The sequence below is a fragment of the Vibrio sp. 1S139 genome (genome assembly GCF_041439475.1).
GTDB classification, from domain to species: Bacteria; Pseudomonadota; Gammaproteobacteria; order Enterobacterales; family Vibrionaceae; genus Vibrio; species Vibrio crassostreae_C.
In genome coordinates this window covers 18998-30675 of sequence record NZ_JBGOOD010000031.1, presented here as the reverse complement: position 1 = coordinate 30675, position 11678 = coordinate 18998, and the positions used below count along the sequence as shown (strand labels likewise).

Annotated in this window: 12 protein-coding genes; 2 read left to right on the top strand and 10 right to left on the bottom strand. The window is 43.8% G+C overall.

The window, feature by feature from the left end; translation table 11 throughout:
* Positions 1-127 precede the first annotated feature (127 nt).
* On the top strand, positions 128-352 hold the full coding sequence (locus ACED46_RS12135; RefSeq protein WP_371721532.1) for a hypothetical protein: 225 nt from the start codon (positions 128-130) through the stop codon (positions 350-352).
* A 131-nt stretch (positions 353-483) separates the two neighbouring features.
* Here ACED46_RS12135 and ACED46_RS12130 read toward each other — a convergent pair whose 3' ends face one another.
* From ACED46_RS12130 to ACED46_RS12095, 8 genes are all read right to left on the bottom strand, one after another.
* A complete protein-coding gene (locus ACED46_RS12130; protein ID WP_371721531.1) occupies positions 484-1230 on the bottom strand; it encodes a phosphatase in 747 nt (248 codons plus the stop codon).
* A 15-nt stretch (positions 1231-1245) separates the two neighbouring features.
* Positions 1246-1980, bottom strand: a complete 735-nt coding sequence (locus ACED46_RS12125; RefSeq protein WP_017065845.1) for a nucleoside/nucleotide kinase family protein — start codon at positions 1978-1980, stop codon at positions 1246-1248.
* 10 nt (positions 1981-1990) lie between these two features.
* Positions 1991-2509, bottom strand: a complete 519-nt coding sequence (locus ACED46_RS12120) for an MltR family transcriptional regulator (protein WP_048609996.1) — start codon at positions 2507-2509, stop codon at positions 1991-1993.
* A 52-nt stretch (positions 2510-2561) separates the two neighbouring features.
* Positions 2562-3833, bottom strand: coding sequence for a zinc-binding dehydrogenase (locus ACED46_RS12115; RefSeq protein WP_017065192.1), 1272 nt, complete (start codon positions 3831-3833; stop codon positions 2562-2564).
* Between the two features lie 48 nt (positions 3834-3881).
* Positions 3882-5288, bottom strand: coding sequence for a PTS mannitol transporter subunit IICB (locus ACED46_RS12110; protein ID WP_371721529.1), 1407 nt, complete (start codon positions 5286-5288; stop codon positions 3882-3884).
* 29 nt (positions 5289-5317) lie between these two features.
* Entirely contained in the window at positions 5318-5752 is a 435-nt protein-coding gene (locus tag ACED46_RS12105) for a PTS sugar transporter subunit IIA (protein WP_371721528.1), read from the bottom strand.
* Between the two features lie 539 nt (positions 5753-6291).
* Complete coding sequence (locus tag ACED46_RS12100) at positions 6292-6723, bottom strand: GNAT family N-acetyltransferase (protein ID WP_102497200.1); 432 nt, start codon at positions 6721-6723, stop codon at positions 6292-6294.
* A 119-nt stretch (positions 6724-6842) separates the two neighbouring features.
* On the bottom strand, positions 6843-7499 hold the full coding sequence (locus ACED46_RS12095; protein ID WP_108110772.1) for a Qnr family pentapeptide repeat protein: 657 nt from the start codon (positions 7497-7499) through the stop codon (positions 6843-6845).
* Between the two features lie 319 nt (positions 7500-7818).
* On the opposite strand from ACED46_RS12095, the gene ACED46_RS12090 reads away from it, so the two are divergent.
* A complete protein-coding gene (locus tag ACED46_RS12090; protein ID WP_371721527.1) occupies positions 7819-8409 on the top strand; it encodes a TetR/AcrR family transcriptional regulator in 591 nt (196 codons plus the stop codon).
* A 108-nt stretch (positions 8410-8517) separates the two neighbouring features.
* Here the strand turns inward: ACED46_RS12090 and ACED46_RS12085 are convergent, their stop codons facing one another.
* Positions 8518-9765, bottom strand: coding sequence for an anaerobic sulfatase maturase (locus tag ACED46_RS12085; RefSeq protein WP_371721526.1), 1248 nt, complete (start codon positions 9763-9765; stop codon positions 8518-8520).
* A 119-nt stretch (positions 9766-9884) separates the two neighbouring features.
* Positions 9885-11630, bottom strand: a complete 1746-nt coding sequence (locus ACED46_RS12080; protein ID WP_371721525.1) for an arylsulfatase — start codon at positions 11628-11630, stop codon at positions 9885-9887.
* Positions 11631-11678: the final 48 nt, after the last annotated feature.

Genomic DNA, 11678 nt, shown 5'->3' with positions numbered 1-11678 from the left:
TAAACCCCTGTTATTTAACTAGTTTTACACAATGATGACTTAGTTCATATTTATAGGCTCTTGTTATAGAATATTATTTACAAAATACTCATTAACAAAATAGAATAAACCCTCTAATGTTATACTGGTGTTAAAAACGCGTTACCTATGGGCTTCATTCTGTCATAAAAACCCAATCATCGGACGAATCGTTCATATCTTGGTTATGTTAGTTGCATTAGCTTCTATCGTTGTTCCATTGATATCAAAAGACGCAACAACAATCATAGCTTCACTGTGTGTTGCTCTAGTATGCTTCGTCATTTTTGTCTTCTTTGCACTCGCCGACAAGATGCGTTCAGGCATGCACTAATCAGTTCTCTATTCACCAAGCATTCTCTTTTCTACAATTCATTATAAAATGCTGGTTACCAAATACGGAAAAGCCCAAAGTTATTAGCTTTGGGCTTTTTGATACCAGTAATCATTAACTCAACAACACACTTAATATAAGTGTGAAAATTCTTCGATTCGACTCTTACCGCGCAATAATAAAAAGTTCAAAAAGCGGGATGTTGAGGTAGTGATTATTTTGTCTTCTTCCACATCATGCTTTTCAAGGAGCGCTATGGCGAGATCTACACGCCCTATATCTTCACAAAAATGGGCATCTGAGCCTGTCGAGAAATAAACCCCGACTTGCTTTCCAATCTCCACAATCTTAGAACAGCGTACATCACTCCCCTTGCGGCTTTTTCCCGTCAAAGAGGTATTGTTCACCTCAATCGCCACATTGTGCTGTTTAGCACACTCGAGCACGGCTCGAATATCAAATGGGTAATTTGGGTTACCAAGGTGCCCAAGCACATCAACCTTTCCCCCCTCAATTATATTAATGAGGGCTTGGGTATGTATCTCTTCAGTGGATGGAGGAAACACAGGTTCGTGGAAGCTGGCAATAGTCCAGTCAAGGTGCTGATAGGTTGAAGGGGATAGATCTAAGTCTCCTTCAATGTTGGTGATGTTTGCTTCCACTCCACGCAGGATTCCAACATAGTGAAGAAAGCGGGGCAAAATTCTTTGATTGTTGAAAAACCAGTAGTGGGGGGCACCCGGCATTTCAGGAGCATGATCCGTTGTACAAAGAAGTTTCAGCCCCTTATGCTGTGCTGCTTTAGCGTTCTCAATAATAGTGCTGTAAGCATGGCCGCTGGCAAGAGTATGAGTGTGGCTGTCGACGACGATCTTCATAGCGACCTCCTAGAATTAATTGATATCAAAAGAACCATCTTGGTTCATATATAGAGTTAGGTCCGCTTTTACAGAATGATTTAAAACCATGTCTACATTCTTTGAATCTGAACTTTTATAAAAAGCGAGAGCCTCTTCAAGCGTTGAGCCACCACGAATCTTGCGGTTCACTAAACGCTCTTCTAAAAACTTAGGAGCGGTATCGATGAAGATGGTGAAATCAGCAAGCTCATTCAACCCACTCCATACTGGTTCATCGAGCAGAAGCCAATTTCCCTCAATCACCACAATCTCTTTTTCAACGGTGATTGCGTCATCAACTGGATCATGCAGGTTACGATCGTAGTAAGGCCACTTTGGGTCTTGAACTTTTAGCTTCTTGAGTTTGTCGATAAGAGATGTGAGGTTAAAGGTTTCGTGTGCGCCTTTAATACTACGCAGCTTTATCTTCTCTTCACCGCGGATGGTGTAATTCGAATCGAGGATCTCGTTCGGGTAATGAAAGCCATCGAAAGGCAGCACCTGCAATGGTTCAACATTTGGGATTGTGTGAGATAGGTACTCCCAGAATGCCGCTAGGGTTGATTTTCCACTGCCAGGAGGCGCAGCTAAGAATATAACCGTTCGTTCGTTCTTTTCTTGGTAAAGACGAGAAAACTTTTCAACCAATGGCTTATGAATTTGTTCGATATTGTTATCTGAAAACACAGCTTCGGTCTCAAAGCCACTGACATTTAGGGAAACTTTCATATGAAAAGCCTTAATCTAAAATTTCGTTCTCCACGGTTTCTAACAAACCTTCGCAAGCGAGCTTCAACACGGTTTTGACCAGTGACTCATAGCGAGCTTGAGAAAAGGAGTCGAATGATGAAAATTTTAATTGGTTAATCGAATCAAGATAGATGCTGCCGTCGCTCTTTGAGAGCGTCGCTTGATTAGTGATGAAGTCGTAAATGACATCATCACTAAACGAAATTGGCTCTTGTTGCTGAGCGACAAAACCGTGCATTTGGTCAAACAAGTTAATATCTGCGTAACTCTCTAGTGAGATCTTACCCATCGCAAACATCAGCTTTGATACCACATCAATCTCGACCAAAGGACCATCCTCTTTGAGTAGAGGGGTCACGGCATACTCAATCACCAAAGGATCTTGAACAAATACCCTTGGTAACAAATGCTTTAACTTAACGCTAATCAGCTTATGAGATGCTTGGATAAAACAAGTGGCGGTTTCGCACTCTTCTAAGGCATCTAATAATTCGTCTTGCACCGTAATAACATGTTCCTTATTGGTCGTGGCAGCAGTGTAGCTGCCACGAAATCATCGATTACGCCGTTAGGCTAACGCCGTAGAACTCAAGCAGTGCTTTCTCTGCCAGTTCGTTCCAAACGTAGTTGTTATCTTTCAAAATTCGGTCTAGTTCGCCGAAGAACGGGTCTTGCTCTGCTAGCTTATGGAACTCATCAATTGCCGTCAGTGGCAGGTCAATATGCGGGTAGATTAGCTTTTTACCACCCGGAATATCCAGTTGATTTAGGATAGTGTGAGGTGCCGCCTCTAAGCCACCAACGTGAGTTAGCATAAATGATGGGTTGATCTTACCCGCTTCCGAAAGTTCAATGGATTCAACCATATCCCCTGTTGAACCGCCAGAGGTTCCTACAATATGCGTAGATTCATAATGCACATTGTAAAAGTTGAACGGTACTTTAAATTGCTTATCTGTTGGACCAGCAAAGAAGTTCAGGCAGCCATCGTTACCTAATAGCTCATCAGCTTGCTCAAGCACCTGTGCAACCGCTGCATACACCATGACATCGTCATAGCCATTGCCGTCATTCAGTTCTTTTAAGTACGTAACAGGGTCATCAATTTTCGCTGTGTTTACGTAATGGAGTTCAATACCATTCTCGGTCGCTTTTGATACCGGGATAAGGCTTTCTGCGCGCGAGAGACGAGCTTCATCGATATCAGTCACCACAATACGGCTTGGCTTCACAGGGCCGTTAATCGCGTAATCAATCGCGCCAATACCCATAGGGCCAGCACATGCAAGTAGCGCTAACGCTCCGCCCTCTTTGATGCCCATTTGATGTTCATACACGTATGGGGTTGTGTGGTAGCTAGCGTGGAACGCACCGATGATGCAAGACATTGGCTCTGCAAGCGATGCGTTTGCATAGTAAGAACTCTTGTATGGCAGCACACAGTCTAAATCAATCGCTACTTTAGGGATGATTGAGTACGTCGCGTTACCACCGAATGTCTCGTAGCTGTAGCCTGCTGAGTAGCCTGTTGGCAAGCCCATTGCGGGCTGCAGTACAAATGGTTCGCCCGGCTTAAAACGGTCTTGTAAGTTAGCACCTACTTCTACAATCACACCTGCGTATTCATGGCCTGTCATTACAGGTACTTCAGCAATATTTTCAGGCACACGTTTGTGGTTACTGCCGAGGAGTGCTGCTTTGTAAGTCGATAGACAGATGCTGTTTGAAACGTTTTTAACCAGCAGTTCATCATCTGAAATCTTTGGTAGATCGAAGGTTCTTAGTTGAACGTCTTTCTCACCACAAATTACCGCTGCAGTTGTTTGAACCATGATTTTATCTCCGAAAAGTGGGGCCAATACCTGACCCCAGAATATTAATTAAGCTTGCTGACCGATGGTGTCCATTAGGTTGTCTAATGCTGGGTCATGTAGGAAGTTCTTGATGGTCACCACAGGCAGGCCTGTTGCTTTGATTGCTCGACTCTCTAGACTCTCGTGGGTCACCACCACGTCCGCGTTGCTCGGCACTTTTTCGATTGCGAAGTTCTTCACTTCAACGTTAAAGCCGGCTTTTTCGAGTTTGCGCTTAAAGGTTGATGCCCCCATTGCGCTTGAGCCCATCCCTGCATCACATGCAAAGGCGACAAATTTAATGTCTTTCGCTTCTGCTTTTACCGCTGCTTGTGCTGGCGATTTTGCTGCTGCACCTTCAGCTTTCATATCTTTCATGTCTGTGATTGATTGCTCAAACTCTTCTTCAGACTCCTCTTTCTTGCTTACTTTGAGGATTGCGCTTGCGACTAAGAAAGAAACAATCGTTGCTGTTGTTACACCGGCGATGGTCGCGAAGAAGCTGCCTTTTGGTGTTAGAGCTAGGTAAGAGAAGATTGAACCTGGACTTGGACCTGCAACCAGACCACCATCAAGTAGATTGAACGTTGCGATGCCTGTTGCCGCACCTGCAATCATCGCTAAAATCATGATTGGCTTCATTAGCACGTATGGGAAGTACAGCTCATGAATACCACCGAAGAAGTGGATGATGATTGCACTTGGTGCTGATTTCTTACTTAGACCTTGACCAAACTTAGCGTAAGCCAGAAGCATACCTAAACCAGGGCCAGGGTTAGACGCCACCATAAAGAAGATAGATTTGCCTGTTTCAGCTGCTGCTTGTAGGCCTAGTGGGTAGTAAATACCTTGGTCGATAGCGTTGTTCAGGAACAAGACTTTTGCTGGTTCATTAATAATTGCAAGTAACGGTAGGTAGCCAGTCGCTACAAGCGCTTCGATGCCCGATTTAACGAATAGGTTCGCTGCAGTTACAGCTGGACCAACAATCGCGTAAGCAAATAGACACATCAACATGCCGAAGATACCTAGCGAGAAGTTGTTTACCACCATCTCGAAACCAGAAGGGATCTTGTCTTGCAGGCGTTTATCGATTTGAACAATCACCCAGCCACTTAGTGGACCCATGATCATTGCACCAACAAACATTGGAATCTCGGCGCCGGCAATAACACCCATAGTACCGATAGCACCAGCTACAGCACCACGCTTGTTACCAACAATCTGACCACCGGTATAACCAATCAATAATGGTAATAAATAGGTAATCATCGGACCAACAAGCTCACCGAAATACTCATTCGGCATCCAACCTGTTGGGATAAATAATGCGGTAATGAAGCCCCAAGCAATGAAGGCTCCGATATTTGGCAATACCATGGCAGTCAGATGACCACCAAAAGCTTGCACTTTGGCTCTTATATTTGTAGACACGTTATATTCCTTATTTTCAAAGGTTATTATTAGTAACTTTTAATAATTTCAAGCACTTCTGCTTTTGAAGAAGAAGCAGCCAGTTTGGCAATGTTTTCTTCATCAACCAGCATTTCGCTAAGCGCTTGAATAACCTCAATGTGTGTATCTGAATCCTTTGCAGCTAATGTTAATAAGACATTGGCAGGCCCCATATCAGACCCAAAATCCACCGGGTTAGAAAAGACATGAATACCAAGTCCAGTCTTTAGTACACCTGCTTCTGGGCGGGCATGAGGCATAGCAATACCTGGACAAAGAACGTAATAAGGTCCATTATCATGCGTTGACTGAATGATCGCGTCTGCGTAGTTATCGGTAACGTAGCCCTTATCTTGTAGGTAACGAGTCGTTTCCTTAACTGCATCTTCCCACTTGTATTCAGAGTGGTTAATAACATCAATTAGGTCGTGGTCATAAAGCATAATATATCCCAGTTATTCTTTGTTCGTTTTTGTTGGGATTATTATCAATGGAAGTAGAAGAATAGAGAAATGGCAACAAAGTGAGAACCAGGTCACTTAAATATCAGAGTCAAACGATTAGTTATTCTCTACCTCTCATATTTATCATGAAATTTAATTACAATTTTATTATTAACAACAAGTCAATAGTTTAAATTTGATAGCAAGCCCAGTTATAGGATTTAAATAAGATTACACAAACGTGATAAAGATCTATTTATACGTATTGACCAAGTATTAATTGTGATGATGGTTACATTTAATTTGGGCGTTTGGGTAATGTTAAGCGCTAAGATCAGTGACCAAGATCCCGTATGAAATACAAACACCACCACTTTGTAAGTGAGTAACACCTCGTTCACGCACCTATTCAGATCTGCCTCATATTGGATAATTTGGTTATCATTGGTTCAGATACGGAAAAGCCCAAAGTTATTAGCTTTGGGCTTTTCTTCTAGCGACTGTGGTTGATTACAACCGAGTGATACGACAACCGAGGCTTACAGCGTCATATGCAGAATTGGAAATGGTTTTCCCATGTCATCAATTGGAGATCGTGATTCAATTTTGAACCCCATGTGCTGATAGAAACCTACCGCTTGTGGGTTTTGCTCATTAACGTCAACTTTAGTGGCTGCTAACTGCTTAATGGCATGTTGCAACAACACCGTACCTACGCCTTGCCCTCGAACTTCATTTAAAACGAAAAGCATCTCAACTTTTGCATCATGGACACCCACGAAGCCAACAATCGAACCACTTTCATTTTTAACGCATTTCAAAGAAACCGCAGGGAACGCATGTTCCATGATGATAGGTTTAAAAAACTCAATATCTTCTTCTGTAATAAAGTCATGAGTTGCTCGGACCGAATTCTCCCAAACCTTAAGCATTTCTGCGTAATCTTCAGGAAGCACATTTTCTATAGTCATAATTTTCTCTTGATTAAATTGAATATAAACATGTGCAGCCGCGAGCCAGTAGTTTATCAATGGTTAGAAAAACAATACAACCGCATTCTCTATACCATTTACTCGCTTCGCTAGCCCTATCAATCGGGCATCACCACAATACCCATGGTTTCAAGCAGTTGCTCTTGCTGCCACGCAACAATTTTGATTCCTGTTGTATCCACTTTTCTTGGGTCCAACCCTTCTAATTCTGCATGGCATAAATTAGCACCTTGCATACTAAATTGCCCCCATACGTCTTCCGAAAACACACCTCGGCTGAGATCAGACTCTTTCAGAGACGCCCCACCAAGATAAGTGCCTATCCAACGGTTCTCAAATAGCTCGCACTTCTCTAAACAAGCCTGTTCAAAATTAGCGTAAGACAGGTTGCAACCCGTGATGTATGCCGAGCAAAAGTACATTCTATTGCTTACCTGATTGGCAAAATTCGCACGAGTGAAGTTCGCCCCTTTCAGGTCGCATTCACGTAGCTCAATACCATAACAATTCGCGTTACTGAAATTCGCCATCGCCAACTGACAATTCTGAAAGCTTGCATCTCGTAAGTCGGCAATATCAAAGTGGCATCCCTCAATATCGCCTTGCTCAATAAACTTACAGTTAATAAACGTTGCATCACGTAAGTTAGAACGTCTGAAATCACAACGGATAAACGTGCAGGCTATAAATGTAAGCTCTGATAAGTCTTGCTGAGCAAAACTGTGGTGATGATAAGTGCTGTTATTGGTGTCCATTTAGCCCCCTAAAGAAATTACGCTAAGACTATCATTGCGATCTCAAGAAAACACTAAATTAAAAACCAATAAAAACAGCAACTTAAAACACCCCAATTTAGCCATTTTAAGGCACCAAACAAGCCCTTTAAGGTTGTTATTTTCGATTTATAGGATGTGCTTATCTTGAAAAAATTTTGCCGCTTAGAAGTACCAATAAGAGAAAAAGTTACTTTGACGAAACGAGTCAATTATTGACCGCGTCCTAACGCGCTAGACTGGACGGTTGGTATGTTGCTCGTTACACTATTCCTCATTCTCAGCATAAAGAGTAAGAACAATGAAAGACATGCGACAAGCTATGCTCGATGCAGGGTTTAGCCTTATTAATGAACACGGTTTTGCTGGTGTTGGCCTGATGAAGATCATCAACCAAGCGGAAGGCACGAAGGGTTCTTTTTACCACTACTTTAAATCCAAAGAGCACTTTGGTGAGATCCTTCTTACTAACTACTTTGATGAGCATCTCGCTAAGCTGGATGACTTTTTAAGTGATGAGTCGCTTTCTCGTCGTGACCGCGTTAAAGCCTATTTCGAGTTTTGGTGTGCGTCGAAACTGACTGAAGACTTCAATATCCAATGTCTTGTCGTAAAACTGGCGGGAGAAGTAGCTGGTTCTGAAAACCCGTTGCAATCGACCATGGCAGAAGGTGCAGAAAAGATCATCCTGCGTATGGCAAAGCTGTTTGAAGAAGGTAATGCCGATGGTGATTTCACTATCGCAGAGCCAGAATCGCTATCTCGAACGCTTTATGGCTTATGGCTAGGCTCAACGCTTATGGCCGCTATGCAGCGCAACCGTTCGATTCTAAACAATGCCATGGATGAGACCATTCTTGCCATGATCTCGGCACAAGAATCGGCTGACTAAATACCCCCGTAACCAGAAGCCAAATACCAAATACCAAAAGGCTCGCACAATTTAGTGAGCCTTTTATCTAACTTTAAATCTTGATTGAATCCATTCACGCCTACTCCATTACCCCAGACGAGACGCAATATTATTGGCTTTGAGTAAACCCTTAATAACCGGGTCGACATGCTTGAAGAAGCTCAGCCAACCTTCACAGAGATAATTTAACCCCGCTTCACCATCTCGGCTTGTGATGATACGGTTTTTGGGGCATTCGCCATGACATGCAAATTTAAACTCACAGGCTTGGCATTGTTTCGGCAGAGACTTTTGTTTGGCGAACCCAAAACGCTGCTGCTTTGGCGAAAAGGCTAAAGTTGAAAGTGCTTGTTCCTGAATATTACCCAGCTGAAATTCAGGAAAGACATAATGATCACATGAGTACACATCGCCATTGGGCTCAACTGCTAACCCTTTGCCGCAGATCTCACTCAAGGTACACATGGTGCTTTCTCTGCCCATCCATACGCCGATAAAATTTTCAAAGTACGGCACTAATACCCGACCAAAATCATGCTCGAACCATTCGTCAAAAATGGTAGTGAGGAACTCTCCCCATTGCGCAGAGCCGACACTCCACGGTTCAACCTCACCTGATACAGGAATGATCGCTTGTTGGTTGCTCAACCATTTATTGTTGGTATGAGCCTCACGCTTATCGACGACAGGAATAAACTGCAATTGCTTCGAACCCACTTCATCGCGTAGAAAGCGATAAACCTCGAGTGGATACTTACCTGTCACATCATTCACGCAGCTTAGAGTCGCGAACTCGACGTTATGTTGTTTCAAGTAGCGAATGCCACGCATTGTTTGAGAAAAAGTGCCTTTGCCTGCACGGTTAGTTCGGTAGTGATTATGTAGGTGCTCTGGTCCATCAATACTGACGCCAATGATAAAGTCATTCTTCTTGAAGAACTCGCACCACGCATCATTCAATAACGTTCCGTTGGTTTGAAGGTCATTGCTGATCTTACTGTGGTTGGGACAATATTTTTTCTGCAGCTCGACGACCTTTTGAAAGTACTCAATCCCCAACAAGGTAGGCTCTCCACCATGCCAAGAAAAGATGATTTCAGGCGTGTTCTGCCCCTCTATGTACTGTTTGATATAACGCTCTAACAGGACTTCATCCATCGTATATTGAGAGCCTTTTGGGTATTCAAGCAGCTGCTGTTTTTCTAAGTAATAGCAGTAGGTGCAGCTGATATTACACACCGCCCCAATCGGTTTTGCTAACGCCTGAAGTTTGCTGTGTGCTTTGCCATTGAACTGTGGAATTGAACTCAAGTTTGATAGCGATAATGTCGTCATGAAGAGTGCCTCGATGTAAAAGTTATTGTATTAGCCAAAACAATTCGTAATTCCTTTACACGGTGTTCATCGACCAACCAAGCTTAATGGCATTAGGTTGGCCGAGTGGTTCATTTCCTCTATTTCACGTTTTCAAACGGATTCCACGCTTCGTCAACCGGGACGATGTTTTGCGCTTTTTCGTACTCTTGATATTCAGCGACCATTTCAAGGAACAGACCTGGCATTTGATTTCTCAAGTCATGTTGCTCGGCTGGGTCTTTCTTGGTGTTGTATAAGTGCCACTCACTGTCGCCACCCATTCCCGTAGAGATTCGAATGATCTTATGATCACCTTTTAGCAAAATCCCGCTACCAAACAATTCAAATGGAATCGCATTATCGGCACTGTGCACCTCTGCCGTTTCACCTTTGAAGTAAGGCAACAAGCTCACGCCACTCATTGGTGCGACTTCTCGACCTTGATATTCCGTTCCTGGATGCTCTACCTCTGCAATCTCGAGAATCGTGGCTGCAATGTCCTTCACTTGAGATAAGTCGTCTGTCTGAGTTCCCGGCTGTAACGCATCTTCACCCTCTAGAAGCGCTTTGGCTGGCTTAACGATAAACGGCACACGGATACCGCCCTCTGCTGTGTAAGCTTTGTACCAAGATAGGCCACCGGTTGAAGCGCTTGCCCACTCAGGGCCAAGTGACACACTGGAGTTCGCCTTGCCCAAGTTTTCAGTCGAATTATCAAAATGATGAGCAGTCCACGTTCGGATCAAATCACTGATATTTTCACCGGTAATATCCGCCGCTTCTGGGCCGTTATCCGCTAGGTACATGATGTAAGTATTATCGTATTCCCCGATTTCTTTCAGGTAATCGACTATCTGACCGACTTGTTGGTCCTGCATTTCCATCATGCCCATCGCGACAGCCATTTTCTTGCCGTACCACTTTTGTTCTTTCTCAGAAAGCGAGTCCCAAGGGCGGCTTAATGCGTTACGATCTGAAATATCGGCGTCTTTTGGAATCACGCCCATCTCTTTCATGCGTTGGAAACGATCTTCTCGAACCGAGTCCCAACCATGTTCAACGTAGTAATCGACTTTATCTTGATAGGCAGACTCAGGCGCTTGCAATGGCAGGTGAATACCGGTGAATGGGACGTAAGCGAAGAAAGGCTTACCGTCGTCTTTTTTGCTGTCGATCATCTTGATGATCTCGTTGGTGTAAACTTGGTCTGAGTACTCGCCTTTGTACTTGTCCTCAACCACTTCACCGTTACGGTAAGTTGGCTCAACTTCGACGCCGGGAATATCCCCTTTTTGCAGCGCATCCGCTGTCGCGGCATTTTTGGCCGGGAACATCATATCTCGATTAAAGTGATTCGAGCCGCCCGCTAAGATACCGTAACTCTCTTCAAAACCTCGATCGTCAGGTAAGAAACCATCGTCGTGCCCCAAGTGCCATTTCCCAGAGAGGTAAGTGTTATAACCACTCTCTTTAAGCAGCGTTGCGACCGTAACCCCTTTCTTGGTGAGGTAACCTTCATAACCCGGCTTGCCAATCGCACCCGGATAGACAGCATAGTCGAAGGTGCCTAGCCCAACCTCGTGGCTATTTGCTCCGGTTAACATCATAGAGCGCGTTACCGATGAGGTTGGTGACGCGTGAAAGTTAGTAAACTTAACCCCCTCTTCAGCCAGCGCCATTAGGTTTGGTGTATTGGCTTCTGAGCCATAAGGCTGAGTATCGGCAAAGCCCACATCATCGCCAACAATGACAACAATATTCGGTTTTTCTGATTCAGCCGCAAGAGCAGCACTGCTTGCCGCGGCCATTGCAGTGAAGACTAAAGATTTCTTGAATGTCTGCATAAGACGTTCTCCAATTTCTGTGATTAACTTGTTTCAGTAATTAACTTT